Source organism: Paenalcaligenes sp. Me52 (assembly GCF_050487965.1).
Classification (GTDB): domain Bacteria; phylum Pseudomonadota; class Gammaproteobacteria; order Burkholderiales; family Burkholderiaceae_B; genus Paenalcaligenes.
Genome location: NZ_JBKQFO010000001.1, coordinates 1,940,549 through 1,956,856, shown reverse-complemented (window position 1 = coordinate 1,956,856; position 16,308 = coordinate 1,940,549). Strand labels below are relative to the sequence as shown.

General features: G+C 49.7%; 16 protein-coding genes. 13 read left to right on the top strand and 3 right to left on the bottom strand.

The window, feature by feature from the left end:
* Positions 1 to 15 precede the first annotated feature (15 nt).
* The 7 genes from asd to ACLO87_RS09160 all read left to right on the top strand — a co-directional run bounded on the left by asd (position 16) and on the right by ACLO87_RS09160 (position 7,447).
* Complete coding sequence (asd, locus tag ACLO87_RS09190; protein WP_430223467.1) at positions 16 to 1,137, top strand: aspartate-semialdehyde dehydrogenase; 1,122 nt, start codon at positions 16 to 18, stop codon at positions 1,135 to 1,137.
* Positions 1,138 to 2,661, top strand: coding sequence for a type IV pilus assembly protein FimV (locus ACLO87_RS09185; RefSeq protein ID WP_430223466.1), 1,524 nt, complete (start codon positions 1,138 to 1,140; stop codon positions 2,659 to 2,661).
* Entirely contained in the window at positions 2,658 to 3,500 is an 843-nt protein-coding gene (truA, locus tag ACLO87_RS09180) for a tRNA pseudouridine(38-40) synthase TruA (RefSeq protein ID WP_135863600.1), read from the top strand. Before ACLO87_RS09185 ends, truA begins: the two co-directional genes overlap by 4 nt.
* 94 nt (positions 3,501 to 3,594) lie before the next feature.
* Positions 3,595 to 4,227 (top strand): TRAP transporter small permease subunit, encoded by a 633-nt coding sequence (locus tag ACLO87_RS09175; RefSeq protein WP_135863598.1) that lies wholly within the window; start codon positions 3,595 to 3,597, stop codon positions 4,225 to 4,227.
* 5 nt (positions 4,228 to 4,232) lie between these two features.
* The gene (locus tag ACLO87_RS09170) at positions 4,233 to 5,909 is read left to right on the top strand and encodes a TRAP transporter large permease (protein ID WP_430223745.1); all 1,677 of its coding nucleotides are present in this window, start codon (positions 4,233 to 4,235) and stop codon (positions 5,907 to 5,909) included.
* Positions 5,910 to 5,924: 15 nt separating this feature from the next.
* Positions 5,925 to 6,578 (top strand): phosphoribosylanthranilate isomerase, encoded by a 654-nt coding sequence (locus ACLO87_RS09165; RefSeq protein ID WP_430223465.1) that lies wholly within the window; start codon positions 5,925 to 5,927, stop codon positions 6,576 to 6,578.
* Between the two features lie 44 nt (positions 6,579 to 6,622).
* Positions 6,623 to 7,447, top strand: a complete 825-nt coding sequence (locus ACLO87_RS09160; RefSeq protein WP_430223464.1) for a TlpA family protein disulfide reductase — start codon at positions 6,623 to 6,625, stop codon at positions 7,445 to 7,447.
* On the opposite strand, the gene ACLO87_RS09155 is transcribed toward ACLO87_RS09160, so the two are convergent.
* The gene (locus ACLO87_RS09155; protein WP_135863594.1) at positions 7,444 to 8,430 is read right to left on the bottom strand and encodes a bile acid:sodium symporter family protein; all 987 of its coding nucleotides are present in this window, start codon (positions 8,428 to 8,430) and stop codon (positions 7,444 to 7,446) included. The genes ACLO87_RS09160 and ACLO87_RS09155 overlap by 4 nt on opposite strands.
* 111 nt (positions 8,431 to 8,541) lie before the next feature.
* Here ACLO87_RS09155 and ACLO87_RS09150 point away from each other — a divergent pair, with 111 nt between their 5' ends.
* The gene (locus tag ACLO87_RS09150; RefSeq protein WP_166409207.1) at positions 8,542 to 9,024 is read left to right on the top strand and encodes a YajQ family cyclic di-GMP-binding protein; all 483 of its coding nucleotides are present in this window, start codon (positions 8,542 to 8,544) and stop codon (positions 9,022 to 9,024) included.
* Positions 9,025 to 9,037: 13 nt separating this feature from the next.
* Here the strand turns inward: ACLO87_RS09150 and ACLO87_RS09145 are convergent, their stop codons facing one another.
* Together ACLO87_RS09145 and ACLO87_RS09140 are read right to left on the bottom strand one after the other, a co-directional pair.
* On the bottom strand, positions 9,038 to 9,799 hold the full coding sequence (locus ACLO87_RS09145; protein WP_135863591.1) for an ABC transporter permease: 762 nt from the start codon (positions 9,797 to 9,799) through the stop codon (positions 9,038 to 9,040).
* Positions 9,796 to 10,746 (bottom strand): ABC transporter ATP-binding protein, encoded by a 951-nt coding sequence (locus tag ACLO87_RS09140; RefSeq protein ID WP_430223463.1) that lies wholly within the window; start codon positions 10,744 to 10,746, stop codon positions 9,796 to 9,798. Before ACLO87_RS09140 ends, ACLO87_RS09145 begins: the two co-directional genes overlap by 4 nt.
* 114 nt (positions 10,747 to 10,860) lie before the next feature.
* Between ACLO87_RS09140 and tadA the strand changes: the two genes are divergently transcribed.
* From tadA to ACLO87_RS09115, 5 genes are all read left to right on the top strand, one after another.
* Complete coding sequence (gene tadA / locus ACLO87_RS09135; protein ID WP_430223462.1) at positions 10,861 to 11,397, top strand: tRNA adenosine(34) deaminase TadA; 537 nt, start codon at positions 10,861 to 10,863, stop codon at positions 11,395 to 11,397.
* An 85-nt stretch (positions 11,398 to 11,482) separates the two neighbouring features.
* Entirely contained in the window at positions 11,483 to 12,427 is a 945-nt protein-coding gene (locus ACLO87_RS09130) for an LD-carboxypeptidase (RefSeq protein ID WP_430223461.1), read from the top strand.
* 91 nt (positions 12,428 to 12,518) lie between these two features.
* Entirely contained in the window at positions 12,519 to 14,120 is a 1,602-nt protein-coding gene (locus ACLO87_RS09125; RefSeq protein ID WP_135863587.1) for an ABC-F family ATPase, read from the top strand.
* Between the two features lie 10 nt (positions 14,121 to 14,130).
* Positions 14,131 to 14,736 (top strand): IMPACT family protein, encoded by a 606-nt coding sequence (locus ACLO87_RS09120; RefSeq protein WP_430223460.1) that lies wholly within the window; start codon positions 14,131 to 14,133, stop codon positions 14,734 to 14,736.
* A 170-nt stretch (positions 14,737 to 14,906) separates the two neighbouring features.
* Positions 14,907 to 16,199 carry an MFS transporter gene (locus ACLO87_RS09115; RefSeq protein ID WP_135863583.1) on the top strand — a complete coding sequence of 431 codons (1,293 nt, stop codon included), beginning with the start codon at positions 14,907 to 14,909 and terminating at the stop codon, positions 16,197 to 16,199.
* The last annotated feature ends 109 nt before the right edge of the window (positions 16,200 to 16,308 follow it).

The window sequence follows — 16,308 nt, the reverse complement described above, 5'->3', positions numbered from 1 at the left end:
TTTAGGTGATTATTCATGAAACAAGCGGTAGGCCTAGTCGGTTGGCGTGGCATGGTGGGCTCGGTCCTCATGCAACGCATGCGCGAAGAGAACGATTTCTCACGATTTGAGCCGGTATTTTTCTCTACCAGTAATGCTGGTGGGGCAGCACCGGAATGGGCAGAAGGCGCAGGCGCCTTGCAAAATGCCTACGATATAGACAGTCTGAAAAAGCTGCCTATTATTGTGACGGCTCAAGGTGGGGACTACACCAAAGAGGTGTATGGCAAATTGCGCGCAGCTGGCTGGACTGGCGTTTGGATTGACGCTGCCAGCTCATTGCGTATGGACGATAACTCCATCATCGTGCTTGACCCAGTAAACCGCGACGTTATCGACGCTGGTCTGGCTAAAGGCGTGAAGCAGTTTATCGGCGGTAACTGTACAGTTAGCTGCATGCTGATGGGTTTGGGTGGTTTGTTCAAACACAACTTGGTAGAGTGGATGACCTCCATGACTTACCAAGCAGCTTCTGGCGGCGGCGCACAACATATGCGCGAATTGCTGACTCAGTTCGGCGACTTAAACGCAGCCGTTAAAGCGCAATTAGATGATCCTGCATCGGCCATTTTGGATATCGATCGTGGTATTTTGCAAAAGCAAAAAGATCCTAGCCTGAGCAGCGTGCAGTTTGGCGTACCGCTGGGCGGTAGCCTGATTCCTTGGATCGATTCCGATCTGGGTGATGGTATGTCCCGCGAAGAATGGAAAGGCGGCGTAGAAACCAACAAGATTTTGGGTCGTCAGGGCCAAGATCACGTGGTAGTAGACGGCCTATGTGTGCGTATTGGTGCATTGCGTTGCCACAGCCAAGCGCTGACCATCAAGCTGCGCAAAGACGTACCGTTGGATGAAATCAATGAAATCATCGCTAACACTAGCGACTGGTCCAAACTGATTCCAAACGAAAAACAAGCCACTATGGAGCAACTGACTCCTATCGCTGTGACCGGTACGATGGACATTCCAGTTGGCCGTGTGCGCAAACTGGGTATGGGTCCTGAGTACATCAGCGCTTTCACCGTAGGCGATCAATTGTTGTGGGGTGCTGCAGAGCCGCTGCGCCGCATGCTGATGATCACCTTAGGGGAACTGTAAATGAACACTAGCCGTGTATCGTTGCGTACTGTAAGTTCTCTTGCATTGGCATCAATGACGGCTTTGGCTTCGCATTCAGTGTATGCGGTAGAGGTGGGCAGGGCCCGCCTCTTATCGCAACCGGCGCAGCCGCTGGTGTTAAGTGTGGCGTTACGAGATTGGAAGCCAGACGAAACGCTCAGCATACAGTTTCCTGATCGGGAACAATGGCAGCAGGCGGGGTTAACCCCGCCCGTTGCGTTAGAGGGATGGCAGATCGAACTGCAGCCGGGAAAGTCGCAAATTATTTTGCATAGCCCACAAGCGGTAGATGCCAAAGTCATCGACGTTTTATTGGATATCCAGTCATCATCTGGTTTGCAGCGCCACCAAGTGAGTGTGGTTAATGCTGCTAAAGTAGCTGAGTCCTTACAGTTGCCTAGTACAGCAGCGTCAACTAGCAGTAGTTACGGTACTCGTAGTCTAACGGCTGCTTCAAGCAGTACAGATAGCTACAAGGTGCGTACAGGTGACAACTTAAGCAGCATTGCGGCTAAGCGTACACCAGAAGGCGTCAGTACTTACCAATACATGGCGGCGCTGTTAGCGGCCAATCCTGATGCGTTTCAGCATGGCAACATGAACTTGCTGCGAGCAGGTAGTACGCTTAACGCGCCTACAGCCGATCAACTGCAAGCTTATAGTGATACTGAGGCCCGTAAACTGTTTGCAGAGCAAGCAGATTGGTACGCTCAATACAAACGTGGTTTGGCTGACCATAAGTCGCCTGCGTTAGTGGCAGAAGAGGCCACTACGGGTCATGCTCGCCCTCAAGAGGTAGCTGCCCCTACCGAGCTACCAGCTAAGGGCGACACCTTAACGCTCAGCACTGAGTCATGGGCAGATAGCGTTAAACAAGATCAAAGCGTGGCTACCGCACAAGCATTGCGTGACGCCAGCGAGAATGTAGAACAATTAGAAGAAAATGTACGCCAGCTTTCTTCAGCGTTGCGCGAACAAGAGGCCGCTGCGGTCGCACCGCAGAAGTCTGGAGCAGCTACTGGTGAAGCAGGACAGCGTGATATGCCTGATAACACCGATGGCAAGCAGGCACAACATAGTGCATCATCAAGCACTACGAATGAAGAGGCAACACAACGTAGCACATCAAGCACAGCTGACGCTCAGGAAGCAGAGCATAGTGCGCTAAGCACTGCTGGTGGTGGGGCAGACAAAAACGACGCCGCGCCTGCCGCTGGCAATGCAGCAGGGCAGGCAGCACAGAACACATCAACAACCACTGATACGGGTAGTACTTTGTCTTGGATTCAAGAGCATTTGCTCATTGTGATGTCAGCGCTGCTGGCATTGATTGTCATTATTACTGTTTGGGTTTTACGTCGCGCTAATAATAGTCGCGCCGAAGTTGACTCTCCCGCTCCGGTTACACCGGAAATGGTGCGTGAGAAGCTAGAAAAAATTAATCTAGATTTAGATGTGCCACCGTCAGATGAGCCCACGCCTTCGGAGCGTAAGCCTTCATGAATCGTGTAGCACTAGGTATTTGCTATGACGGTAGTGCATGGTATGGATGGCAGCGTCAACCTGTACTGCCATCAGTGCAGTCGGAATTAGAAAACGCATTATTGAAGTTTGTAGGGCAGCCGGTTGCCGTTTGCTGTGCGGGCAGAACGGATAGAGGTGTGCATGCGCTCAACCAAGTGGTGCATCTGGATCCTCCTGTAAAGCGCTCCGCTCAAGCGTGGGTAAGTGGTTTAAATGCCTTCTTACCTAGCTCTATTTCTGTGCAGTGGGCGCAAGAGGTGGATGACACTTTTCATGCGCGCTTTTCTGCCAGACAACGTACGTATTTTTATGTGTTGCGTGAAGCCAATGTACGCTCTCCCTTGCTTGATGGGAAAGTAGGCTGGGTATTTCGCCCATTGGACCTTGAACGCATGCGTCGTGCCGCAGAACATTTTGTGGGCACTCATGATTTTAGTAGTTTTAGATCGACGGATTGCCAGGCCAAAAGCCCGGTAAGAGAGATACACGCCATCGACATACAAAAGTCCGGCAGTTTCTACGTATTCCGTTTTGTGGCCAATGCGTTTCTCCATCATATGGTTCGTAATTTGATGGGAACTTTGCTCTACGCGGGCTATGGCCGCCTCGATGCTTCCGACATACCGACTCTGATCGAGCGGCGTGATCGGCAGTATGCTCCTCCTACGTTTGCACCAGACGGGCTATACCTAGCTGGCGTAAAGTACGAAGAGGCGGTACAACTGCCAATGCAGGATCCATTGACGTTGTTCCAGCAGCATTTGGGGCCATGGATAATCCCAGCGCGACCTGAGCCTGAAGACCCAGGTGTCGCATGATTAATCGTGGTGAATGGTAGGGACTTTCATCATCATTACGAGGTGGGTGTAGCCGCTTGAGATCCACTCTGGCTTATTCACCATCATTATTTTTATGACATTGTTATTACGTCTATCGCAGCTGATCGACCGCCTGAATACGGTGGTGGGGAAATCGGTTGCTTGGCTCACACTGCTGGTGGTACTGGTTAGTGCGGGCAACGCCATTGTGCGTAAAGTGTTTGGCGTCAGTTCCAATGCGTGGTTGGAGCTGCAATGGTATTTGTTTGGCGCTATCTTTTTGCTAGCGGCAGGCTATACCTATTTGCTTAATGAACACGTGCGTGTAGATGTGCTGGCTCAGCGCTTCTCTCGCAAAACACAAGTGTACATAGAAATATTTGGCATTCTGTTCTTCTTGTTGCCGGCATGTATCTTGGTGTTCTGGTTAGCGATCCCTTATTTCTGGCAGTCTTACGAAACCATGGAGTTATCCTCCAATACGGGTGGTTTAATTCGTTGGCCAGTAAAACTGTTGATTCCCATAGGCTTTGCACTATTGATTTTATCCGGGGTGTCGCGCCTGATTCGCTTGTTCGGCTTTTTGGCTGGCAAGTGTGCGGATCCTCTGGCTGCGCCTAAAGTGGCAGAGGCCGAGCTGGAAATTGCTGAAGACATTCGCAAAGTGGCCGAAGAAAACGACAGACGCCAGCTTGAGCGACTACAACAAAAACAGAATAGGAATTGATCATGATGGAATTTGTCGTGGCAAACATTGCACCCATCATGTTTGTCAATTTGATTGTCTTTTTGCTGTTGGGTTTCCCCGTAGCGTTTACGCTAGCAGCAACGGGCGTGTTGTACGGTTTATTCGCGATTGAACTGAACTTGATGCAGCCAGCGCTGTTCCAAGCGCTACCGCAGCGTATTTTCGGTATTGTGGCGAATGACACCTTACTAGCTGTGCCATTTTTCACCTTGATGGGCCTGATCCTTGAGCGCTCGGGTATGGCGGAAGACTTGCTAGACACCATTGGCCAATTGTTTGGCCCATTGCGCGGTGGTTTAGCCATTGCTGTGGTACTGGTAGGCGCCATGTTGGCAGCTACTACCGGGGTGATTTCTGCGTCTGTGATTTCCATGGGCTTGATCTCGCTACCCATCATGTTGCGCTACGGCTATGACCGTCGATTAGCAACAGGGGTGATTGCAGCCTCGGGTACGTTGTCGCAGATTATTCCGCCTTCTATCGTACTGATTATTTTGGCTGACCAGTTGGGTCGCTCGATCGGCGATATGTACCGTGGCGCGATGTTGCCAGGTTTGCTCTTGGCACTGTCCTACATTTTGTACGTAGTCATAGTTGCCCTTGTGCGACCAAGCAAAGTGCCTGCATTGCCAGAAGAGGCTCGTGTTTACATAGAGCCTAATGGTTCGCGTGGGTTGAAGTCATTGTTGGTGTTAACCATTGTGGCTGCTTTGGCTGCGCACTTTGGCTCTATGCACTATTTCAGTACACACCCTAGCATTCCTATTGATGAGCATGTAGTGATCATCATGATGCTGTGGGGCGCTACCGCTTGGATCATCGCGATTCTGAATCGCGTGCTGAAACTGAACATGCTGTCGCAAATAGCGGAGCGCGTCACTTTTGTGATGATTCCGCCGCTGTTCCTGATCTTCTTAGTGCTGGGTACCATCTTTATTGGTGTAGCCACACCAACAGAGGGTGGGGCGATGGGGGCTGTGGGCGCTATCTTGATGGCTGTCTCTCGCCGACGCTTGTCGTGGACCCAACTGAAGCAAGCAATGACCGCGACTACACAGCTTTCCTGCTTTGTAGTGTTCATCTTGGTAGGTTCTACCATCTTTACTCTGAGCTTCCGTGGTATTAACGGCGACTTGTGGGTAGAAAGCTTGCTAATTGATCTGCCTGGCGGTGAGTGGGGCTTCCTGATCTTCGTTAGCGTGTTCACCTTCTTGCTGGCGTTCTTCCTAGACTTCTTTGAGTTGGCCTTTATTATCGTGCCGCTCTTGGGGCCGGTTGCCGATAAGATGGGCATTGACCTGATTTGGTTTGGCGTGTTGTTGGCCGTGAATATGCAGACGTCCTTCATGCACCCGCCATTTGGTTTTGCGTTGTTCTTCTTGCGTTCAGTGGCACCCAAAGAGGATTACACCGATACGGTGACAGGTCAGCGTATTGCTAAAGTGACTACAGGCGATATTTATTGGGGCTCTGTGCCATTCATCATGATTCAAGTCACGATGATCGTGGTGGTGTTGGTGTTCCCAGGTATTGTCACGCACTATAAAGGCAGTGAAGTGAAGATCGATGAGTCTACTATCGAGTTTGGTGTAGACGACGTTTATGGCTCGGACTCTTACGGCGACCCGTTTGGTTCCGATGCTGGTAATGCATTTCAGTAACTAGTGGTTTAACAAATGAGTATGGGCAAAATACGGGTGAAAATGTGCGGTTTCACCCGTGCAGAAGATATCACCGCTGCGGTAGAACAAGGGGCAGATGCCTTGGGTTTTGTGTTCTACCCGCCAAGTAAGCGTTTTGTGAGCCTAGAGCAGGCAGTGGCGCTGCGTCGTCACGTGCCAGCTTTTGTTTCGCTGGTCGCATTATTTGTGAATCCAGAACCGCGCTATGTGAAAGATGTTCTGAAAGCGGTGCGCCCTAACTTATTGCAATTCCACGGTGATGAAAGCGTTGCCTTTTGTGAGTCCTTTGACCACCCCTACCTGAAAGCATTCAGGGTAGGGGGGCCACACAGCGACAGTGCTCGTGCGGTGTGGGAGCAGTGCAAAGACTACCAAAGTGCCAGTGGCTGGTTATTTGATAGCTTCAGCCCAGCCTACGGTGGTACGGGTGTACGCTTTGATACAGCGTTGCTAAATGAGGTACATCAACAGCCTATGGCACGCCCTGTGATCTTAGCCGGTGGTTTAGATGCGCTGAACGTAGGCGCCGCCATTCAACAGGTACGTCCTTTTGCTGTTGATGTTAGCTCAGGCGTAGAGCAGGCTCCTGGCGAGAAATCCAGTCTGCGCATGCAAGCCTTTATGCAGCAATGCAACCTTTACGGTTAATAGGGGTCTGACCCTGTTGCACTAAAGGTTTACGTGAGCAGGAAATGAACTCTATAACAATTGGCCCCTTTGCATTAAGCACTCCTCTTTTCATTGTCTTGTTGACGCTGCTCTGTGCAGTGGCGTTGGCATGGCTGCTTGAAAAAAAGTACACCATCAAAGTCGAATCGAGACTCTGGCTGACCGCCATAGCGGGGCTAGTGGTGGCGCGCGTGGTATTCGTTGCCCAATACTGGGAACAATATCAAACAAATCTGTTAGGTATGCTGGATATACGGGATGGCGGTTTTTCGGTTGCTGCTGGACTGATCGCTGCCGCTGCCATGGCCTTATACCTAGGCTATAAAAGTGTAGGATTACAGCGCACGGCGTTCGTCTTAAGTCTGATGACGGCGGTGGTGGTTGGTGGTAGTACATTCCTGTGGTTGGGCGTTTATAAGAAAGATGCGCAACCCCTGCCTTTGCAAACTCAGTTGCAAAACCCGTGGGCAGATTCGGTTGCAGAGCAAACTGTGACACTAGAAAATTTTAGTGGCCAACCCATGGTGATCAATTTATGGGCATCGTGGTGCCCACCGTGCAGACGTGAAATGCCCGTCTTTGAACAAGCGCAGAACGAGTATCCGCAGCTCACATTTATCTATGCGAACCAGCAAGAGCGTGCGGAAACGGTGGATGGGTTTTTGTCAGGGCAGCAGCTGAACTTGCAGCATGTGCTGTTAGATCAAGATGGTGATCTGGCGCGTTTTGCTCGCAGCAGGGGGCTTCCCACAACGTTGTTCGTGAACAGTGATGGCAGCGTACAAGCCATCCGTATGGGGGAAGTCTCCCGTGCGACGTTGACGCAGTATATAGAGCAGCTGCGTTAAGCAGCCGCTTCTTCTTTCTTCTTATGCTGAAGCGCGTAATGGTTGGCCATTACGGCGCAAGCCATTAACTGCAACTGGTGGAAAATCAGCAGCGGTAGCAGCATAGGGCCAATGATGCTGGCGGAGAACAGTACTTGTGCCATGGGTACACCTGTGGCCATACTTTTCTTGGATGCGCAAAACACAATAGTGATTTCATCGGCCAAGTTAAAGTTCAGGCGTCTGGCTATCAATTGGGTTGCATATAAAATTGCAAACAATAGCACCAAGCACACAACAGTTAGGGCAACCAGCGACATTGGGTGTACTTCTGCCCACAAACCACCGACTACCGAGGCGCTAAATGCGGTGTACACCACCAGCAAAATAGAGCCTTGATCAATATTCTTGAGCCAATTCTGATTGCGTGTCACCCAGTGACCAATGAAAGGACGCATCAAATGACCGACCACAAACGGCAGCAGAATTTGCAAACTGATTTTGACTACCGTGTCGGTCATGTCAATTTCAACATCCGTTTCTAGCAGCAGTTTCAACAGTAGCGGCGTCAGCAAAATGGCAATGATGCTAGAGGCCGATGAACTACATATGGCGGCAGGTACGTTACCTTTGGCTATAGAGGTAAAGGCAATAGCTGATTGCACTGTACCTGGTAGCACGCATAGGTACAGTATCCCCGCCGCAAGTTGTAGACCTAGTAATGGCACTAAAAGGGGTTGTGCCGCCCAGCCTATCAGCGGGAATAGCAGGAAAGTGCAGCTAAAGACCACCGCGTGTAAGCGCCAGTGGGTGGCACCCGCAATAATGGCTTCGCGGGAAAGCTTAGCGCCGTGCATGAAAAACAGCAGTGCAATCGCGGCATTAGTGAGCCAATCAAAAAACACAGCGCCTTGCCCATGAGCAGGGAAGACGCTGGCTAGTACAACGACGGCTATAAGGATGAGGGTGAAGTTGTCAAATAGAAGGCGTAGTCTCGATAACATGTGAATGCTTGTGGTTTTTATTCATGGTACGTACTACTGTAGCATTATTTGACTAGCGGGCTAATGCGTTACACTTAAGGATGATAAATACTTCTTCTATTGGATTGCACTATGCCTTCTTTTGACGTTGTCTCAGAGGTAGACAAACAAGAGCTGAAAAACGCCGTGGATCAGGCTAACCGTGAATTGGTAAACCGTTTTGATTTCAAAGGCACGAATGCTCGTTTTGAACTGGATGAATATGTGGTGACACAATACGCGCCCAGCACCTTCCAGCTAACACAAATGATGCCTATATTGCGTGCACGTATTGCCGCACGAAATATTGATGTGCGTTGTTTGGAAACGGCTGATCCGTTGGAAAACGTAGCCGAAGCTCGGCAAGCGATTACGGTTAAACAGGGTATTGACCAGCCCACATCCAAAAAATTGATTGCAGCCATTAAAGCCGCCAAAATCAAAGTGGAAGCCCAAATTCAAGGCGAAAAACTGCGTGTGACTGGCAAGAAGCGAGACGACCTGCAACAGGCCATCGCTTTGCTAAAACAAAGCGATGTAGAGCTGCCGTTGCAGTTTGAAAACTTCCGTGATTAAGGGGGTTGCGCCTTTAGGGGCGTAATCTATAGCCAGTACGGAAAATCTGGGCAATGACGGCGACACACAACAACATGAATAAGCAGGTCATGCCCAGGCTTAATGCCACATTCACATCGGCCACACCATAAAAGCTCCATCTGAATCCACTCACTAAATACAGTACGGGATTCAGTAGGCTGACGTTTTGCCAAAAGCTAGGCAGCATATCCACGGTATAGAAACTACCCCCTAAGAACGTAAGTGGGGTAATAATCAGCATAGGTACCAGTTGCAGCTTTTCAAAGTTATCTGCCCATAAACCCACAATAAAGCCCAATAGACTGAAGGTCATGGCGGTGAGCAGTAAGAAGGCAACCATCCAAAATGGGTGTTCTACATGAAAAGGCACGAATATCTTGGCGGTAATCAAAATGATGGTGGCCAAAATAATAGACTTAGTTGCTGCTGCTCCTACAAAGCCTAATGTGATTTCTGTGTAAGACACAGGTGCAGACAGAATCTCATAAATGGTGCGAGAGAATCGGGGGAAATAAATCCCGAATGAGGCATTGGATACGCTATGCGTCAGTACCGATAGCATCACCAAACCTGGCACAATAAATGAGCCGTAACTCACGCCTTGTACTTCGTGTATGCGTGGGCCAATGGCGGCCCCAAACACCACAAAATACAGTGCGGTAGAAATGACCGGAGCAATAATGCTTTGCAGCAACGTGCGCCTAGTACGTGCCATTTCAAACTTATAAATAGCGAATAAAGCACGCAGATTCATGCCGGTTTCTCCATGAGACTGACAAAGATTTCTTCTAATGAGCTGCGATGTGTGTCTATATCCTGAACAGGGATATGGTGCAGTTCTATGGCCTTGAGGATATTGGCAATACTCAGGTTGGCATCATCAGTTTTGTAGTGGTACAGCAAAGCCATACCGTCTTCTGCTAAGACCAAACCTAAATCGGCTAGGTCATCAGGTAGGGCGGTAATAGGGCTTTGCAGTTGCAGGCGCATGGTTTTCTCGCCAAATTTCTGCATTAACTGCTGTTTGTTTTCTACCAGTAGTAGTTTGCCACCTTGAATAATGCCAACCCGGTCAGCCAGTTCTTCGGCTTCTTCAATATAGTGGGTAGTCAAGATAATGGTGACGCCTTGATCACGTAGTTGGCGTACCAGTTCCCACATGTCTTGGCGTAGGCTCACGTCTACGCCAGCGGTAGGCTCATCCAAGAATAAAATAGCGGGTTCGTGGGAAAGTGCTTTGGCGATTAACACGCGGCGCTTCATGCCACCCGATAACGCAATTTGCGGGCTTAGGCGTTTTTCCCAAAGGCTTAAGCTTTTGAGTATTTTTTCTACCAGAGCAGGGTCGGGGGCTTTACCAAATAGGCCACGGCTAAAGCTCACGCTGTTCAACACATTTTCAAAGCTTTCAGCGCCAATCTCTTGAGGAACTAAGCCTATGCGTGAACGCGCTTGACGGTATTGTCGCTTGTAGTCAAAACCGTCAATGGTCACAGATCCGTGACTGGCGTTTACCAGTCCGCATATAATGCTGATTAGGGTGGTTTTGCCGGCACCGTTTGGGCCTAGCAAGGCAAAAATTTCGCCTCGTTGTATGTTTAGGCTGACATTATCCAGCGCTTGAAAGCCATTGGCGTAACGCTTGGATAAACCGTCAATCTGTATCACAGTAGGGTCTGATGTGTTCATGGTATGTGACATGAGGGTGAACACCAAAAATGGGAATGGCCTCTAGTATACGTGCCCCGCACACGATACGACGCAGTAGCAAAGTCGTGATTGGGGATTTGGCTGATTAGGTAAGGTGGGAAACGGGTGGATCTGCAAAACTTCGGAGCTGAAGCTGAGCAACGCTATATGGATAGGGCGCTAGAGCTGGCTATGCAGGCTTGGGCGTGCGGAGAGGTGCCCGTAGGTGCTGTCGTTGTAGATATACAAGGGCAAATCATTGGTGAAGGGTATAATCGTACAATTACCACGCCAGACCCCACCGCACACGCCGAAGTGGTGGCATTGCGGGCAGCAGCGAGTAAGGTAGGTAATTACCGTTTGCCAGGTGCTAGCGTATATGTCACCTTAGAGCCCTGTGTGATGTGTATGGGGGCAATGTTGCATGCACGAGTAGGCCGCGTGGTATTTGCGGCTACAGACCCTAAAACGGGAGCGTGTGGCAGCGTGTTGTGTTTGCAGCAGCATACCCAGTTGAATCATCAAACCATTGTTGAGCAAGGTCTGCGAGAAACCGAAGCAGCCGATTTGCTACGCCGTTTCTTTAAAGAGCGACGCGCTCAACAAAAAGCACAACGTAAGTCGTGCGACAGCGAAAGTCCTACAGATAGCGAAAACGTCTAAATCTGCTTATAGATGCGCCTTGCCTGTGAAGGCTGGATGGGTGCACTATCTTGTTTCAGTTAAATTTGTGTGAGTCAGCCAAACCATGAGCCAGCATCATCACCATTCTTGTACCTGCAGTGACCATCATCATGAACACGATGCGGTATATGTGATTTCACCTTCTAGTGCGGTGAAAGAGTCGGTTCAGTTAGAGCGTGCCACGCAATGCTTGAAAACACTGGGTTTTGAAACTGTGTTAGACCAAGACGCCTTGGCTCGTCACCAGCGTTTCGCCGGTACGGATGAACAACGCTTGGCAGCCATTGAGCGTTCTATACACGTAGAGCAGAACATTATTCTGGCCAGTCGCGGTGGTTACGGCATGTCCCGATTGCTGCCGCACATTAACTGGAAAGCCATTGCTGACAGCGGCAAACGTTATGTGGGGCACAGTGATTTCACGGCCTTTAACTTGGCGTTGTTGGCGCAAACAGGTGCGATCAGCTATGCAGGCCCGTGCGCTGCCTTTGATTTCGGTGCCGAAGAAGTAGACGATTTAACCGCCGATTTATTCGCAGAAACCATGCGTCACGAACTGGAGGTGTTGAGCTTTGAATCGTTTGGTTCAGATCCAGTCGATGAACGTGGTGTGTTATGGGGCGGGAATTTAGCCATGTTGTGCTCGTTGATGGGCACACCTTATTTCCCTAACGTGGAAAACGGCATTTTGTTCATTGAAGATGTGAGTGAACACCCATATCGCATTGAACGCATGCTAAGCCAGTTGCTGTATGCCGGCGTGTTGGATAAACAGCATGCCATCTTGTTGGGTAACTTTAGCCACTACAAACTAAGCGACGACGATAGAGGTTTTGATCTAGATGCCGTGGTTCAGTGGTTACGTGCCAACACTAAAACGCCAATTATTAACGGCTTACCCTATGGCCACACTGAAGTAAAAGCCACCTTGCCAGTAGGCAAGCAGGTGGGTGTGGCATGGGAAGACGACATGGCGTACTTATTGATAGACGAGCACGTTCACGACTAAACGTGTACTCGTTCGGGGAGTGTGTGGGGCTGTGCTTTGTCACAGCCCTTGCTACACTTGAAGGTTTTAGTTTTTAGCGAATTACAATAGCGTGATCTCCACTGCAAATCTCACCATCCAATTTGGTGCCAAACCTCTTTTTGAAAATGTGAACGTCAAGTTCGGCGGCGGTAACCGTTACGGCTTGATTGGTGCCAACGGTTCGGGCAAATCTACGTTCATGAAAATTATCGGCGGTGACTTGGAAGCCACTTCCGGTAACGTGACGCTGGATCCGGGCCTGCGTATGGGTAAACTGCGTCAGGATCAGTTTGCGTTTGAAGACCAACGCGTGTTGGATGTGGTCTTGATGGGGCACACAGAAATGTGGCGCGTCATGAGTGAGCGTGATGCCATTTATGCCGACCCTGAAGCCACTGAAGAAGACTACTTAAAAGCGGCTGATCTGGAAATCCAGTTTGCTGAGTTTGATGGTTACACGGCCGAGTCACGTGCCGGTGAACTGTTGCTAGGCTTGGAAATTCCCGTCGAGCAACACACGATGTTGATGTCACAAATCGCACCCGGTTGGAAGCTGCGTGTGTTGTTGGCTCAGGCATTGTTCTCCAACCCTGACGTGCTGCTGCTAGACGAACCTACCAACAACTTGGATATTCATACTATTCGTTGGTTGGAAGACGTACTGAACAGCTACCAAAGCACCATGATTATCATCAGTCACGACCGTCACTTCCTGAATCAGGTGTGTACGCACATGGCTGACTTGGATTACGGCGAACTGCGCGTGTACCCAGGTAACTACGATGATTACATGCTGGCATCTACCCAAGCACGTGAGCGTCAACTGAATGCCAATGCTAAAGCTAAAGAGCGTATTACTGACTTGCAAGACTTTGTGCGTCGATTCTCGGCGAACAAATCTAAAGCCAGACAGGCTACTGCTCGTATCAAGCAGATCGATAAGATTAAATCTGACACTGTGGAAGTGAAACCTTCTTCACGTCAGAACCCGTACATTCGTTTTGAGCAAACCAAACCGTTGCACCGTTTGGCAGTGAAAACCGAACTGGTCAGCAAATCGTATGACCGTCCTATCGTGAATCGTTTGAACTTGGCAGTAGAGGCTGGTGAGCGTATTGCGATTGTGGGCGCGAATGGCGTGGGTAAAACCACATTGCTGCGACTGTTGGCACAAGACTTGGCGGCAGATTCTGGTACCTTAACGTGGTCTGAAAACGCTGACATCGGTTACATGGCGCAGGACGTATCGGACCAGTTTGATACTGACGCTAACTTGTTCGATTGGTTGAGCGAGTTCCGTAAAGCGGGGGATGACGATCAAGCCATGCGTTCTGTGCTTGGGCGTTTGCTGTTCTCGGCAGATGAAATCAACAAGTCGGTCAACGTATTGTCTGGTGGTGAGAAAAACCGCTTAAGTTTTGGTCGCTTGATGCTAGGCAGACACAACGTATTGTTGATGGATGAGCCTACCAACCACTTGGATATGGAATCTATCGAGTCCTTGCAAATGGCGTTGGAAAAATACCCCGGCACCTTGATTGTGGTTTCTCATGACCGTGAGTTCGTGGGTGGCGTGGCACAACGTATTCTGGAAGTGATGCCAGACGGTAAGATCGAAGACTTCGTGGGTAACTACGACGACTACTTGACCTACCGCGGTTTGGATTCCTAACGGAGTGACTATGCTGTGCAGTTTGACAGGGGTGCATCAGTTTGAGGAAGACATCAAACGTAGCCGTTTTTTGGCTATAGCAGCCCCTGTTAACACAGTAGAAGATGCTATGCGTTTCTTAGAAGCGCATAGCGTACCGGATGCTACACACAACTGCTGGGCCTACAAAATAGGCAATAACTACCGTTTTAACGACGATGGTGAGCCCGGTGGTACAGCAGGGAAACCCATTTTACAGGCCATAGAAGGGCAGCAGTGCGACGAAGTCGTGGTGCTAGTGATTCGCTGGTTTGGCGGTGTAAAGCTTGGCACAGGCGGTTTGGTACGAGCCTATGGGGGTGTCGCGGCGCAATGCTTGCGACTGGCCGAGAAGCGCGAAATTATCGCCTTGGCCGAAATAGATTGCACCTGTAGCTTTAGTGATATGGCCTTAGTGCGTTCCCGATTTGAACAACATGGCGTGCAAGTTGTCACCGAAGACTTTGATGCCGAAGGTGTGGTGTGGCGCCTAGCCATACCCGTAGAAAACGTGTCTGAGTTCGAAAACTCCTTCACCAATATGACGCGTGGACAAGGTTTTTTTGAAAAAGTTAAAGCACCTGAAGACGAAAAATAATTAAACACTGTAGGGATAAAGGGTAAACCCCAATCAGTGAAAAAGGTGCAACCTCATTATACTCTCGGTTGTTTTTATTGCTGCGCATAATGCAGTGACAACATACGGCTGGCTTGTAGGAAGTGGGCAGCTTCTAAAAAACACAAGCTTATTCAGATCAAGGAGACATAGTGAGTCAACAAAACGAGGCCACAGTAGCGTCAAAGGTTTCGCATAAACGCGTACTTATCGCGAGTTTAACGGGTAGTTCCATTGAGTGGTTTGACTACTTCTTGTATGCCACCACCGCTGGTTTGGTATTCAATAAAGTGTTCTTTCCTACCGTTGACCCAGTCGTTGGGTTGATGCTGGCATACCTGTCTTTTGCGCTCACATTTTTTATTCGCCCATTGGGTGGTTTCATTTTTGCGCACATCGGTGACCGTATCGGTCGTAAACGTACGCTGGTAATCACCCTGTCATTGATGGGGGGTGCAACCGTAATGATTGGCTTGCTGCCCGGCTATGATGACATAGGTATATTGGCACCGATCTTGTTGATCGTTTTCCGCTTGATCCAAGGTTTGGGGATTGGTGGTGAGTGGGGCGGTGCGCTGTTGCTGGCCTATGAGTACGCGCCTAAAAACCGTAAAGGTTTATATGGCAGTGTGCCGCAAATGGGTGTGACCATCGGTATGTTGCTGGCTACGTTGGCCATGACGTTGATGAGTTTGCTGCCCGATGAAGACTTCTTGAAATGGGGCTGGCGTGTTCCATTTATCGCCAGTGCTGGTTTGGTGTTCTTGGGCTTGTGGATTCGTAACGGTATTGATGAAACACCAGCTTTCAAGAAAGCTAAAGAAAGCGGTGATATCTCACGTATGCCTATTATGGAAACACTGACCACGCACCGCCGTGAAGTGTTGATCGCCATTGGTGCCAAAATTGTTGAAACGGCTCCGTTCTACATCTTCTCTACTTACGTAGTGAGCTACGCTACAGGCGCGTTGGATTTCAATCGCTTTGATGTGCTGAACGCCGTAACGATTGCTACCTTGGTAACCACTATCTGCATTCCGTTGATGGGTCTGTGCTCTGACTACGTAGGCCGTAAACGCTTGTTTATGCTGGGTGCAGCGGCAATGGGCCTGTATGCCTTCCCGTACTTCATGATGCTGGATAGCGGTAGCACCACTATGCTGTTGATTGCAACGGTAGTGGGCTTGGGTATTATCTGGGCACCTATTACTGCCGTATTGGGTACCATGTTCTCGGAAATTTTCTCAACACGTGTGCGCTACACAGGTATCACTTTGGGTTACCAGATTGGCGCAGCTTTGGCGGGTGGTACAGCACCACTGATCGCTACATGGTTGATGGATAAATACGATAACTCGTGGACACCTGTTGCGGTGTACATCGTATTGACAGCGGTAATTTCGCTGTTTGCGGTGGCAACTGTACGCGAACAAAAATCGCAGTAATATCAGGCTACTGTAGTGAATAAAAAAGCGGGGGCATTCCCCGCTTTTTTTGTGCGTAGAGAGTGCTAACGTCTGTGATGTAGTGCGTTAGCAGCACGCCGTACGCGGG

What these genes read in the sequence shown, in the direction of transcription:
- ACLO87_RS09175 (WP_135863598.1), top strand. Translation starts at nt 3,595, where the DNA reads ATGACATTGTTATTACGTCTATCGCAGCTGATCGACCGCCTGAATACG.
- ACLO87_RS09185 (WP_430223466.1), top strand. Translation starts at nt 1,138, where the DNA reads ATGAACACTAGCCGTGTATCGTTGCGTACTGTAAGTTCTCTTGCATTG.
- ACLO87_RS09140 (WP_430223463.1), bottom strand. Translation starts at nt 10,746, where the DNA reads ATGTCACATACCATGAACACATCAGACCCTACTGTGATACAGATTGAC.
- ACLO87_RS09145 (WP_135863591.1), bottom strand. Translation starts at nt 9,799, where the DNA reads ATGAATCTGCGTGCTTTATTCGCTATTTATAAGTTTGAAATGGCACGT.
- ACLO87_RS09170 (WP_430223745.1), top strand. Translation starts at nt 4,233, where the DNA reads ATGGAATTTGTCGTGGCAAACATTGCACCCATCATGTTTGTCAATTTG.
- asd (WP_430223467.1), top strand. Translation starts at nt 16, where the DNA reads ATGAAACAAGCGGTAGGCCTAGTCGGTTGGCGTGGCATGGTGGGCTCG.
- truA (WP_135863600.1), top strand. Translation starts at nt 2,658, where the DNA reads ATGAATCGTGTAGCACTAGGTATTTGCTATGACGGTAGTGCATGGTAT.
- ACLO87_RS09165 (WP_430223465.1), top strand. Translation starts at nt 5,925, where the DNA reads ATGAGTATGGGCAAAATACGGGTGAAAATGTGCGGTTTCACCCGTGCA.
- ACLO87_RS09150 (WP_166409207.1), top strand. Translation starts at nt 8,542, where the DNA reads ATGCCTTCTTTTGACGTTGTCTCAGAGGTAGACAAACAAGAGCTGAAA.
- ACLO87_RS09120 (WP_430223460.1), top strand. Translation starts at nt 14,131, where the DNA reads ATGCTGTGCAGTTTGACAGGGGTGCATCAGTTTGAGGAAGACATCAAA.
- ACLO87_RS09155 (WP_135863594.1), bottom strand. Translation starts at nt 8,430, where the DNA reads ATGTTATCGAGACTACGCCTTCTATTTGACAACTTCACCCTCATCCTT.
- ACLO87_RS09130 (WP_430223461.1), top strand. Translation starts at nt 11,483, where the DNA reads ATGAGCCAGCATCATCACCATTCTTGTACCTGCAGTGACCATCATCAT.
- ACLO87_RS09160 (WP_430223464.1), top strand. Translation starts at nt 6,623, where the DNA reads ATGAACTCTATAACAATTGGCCCCTTTGCATTAAGCACTCCTCTTTTC.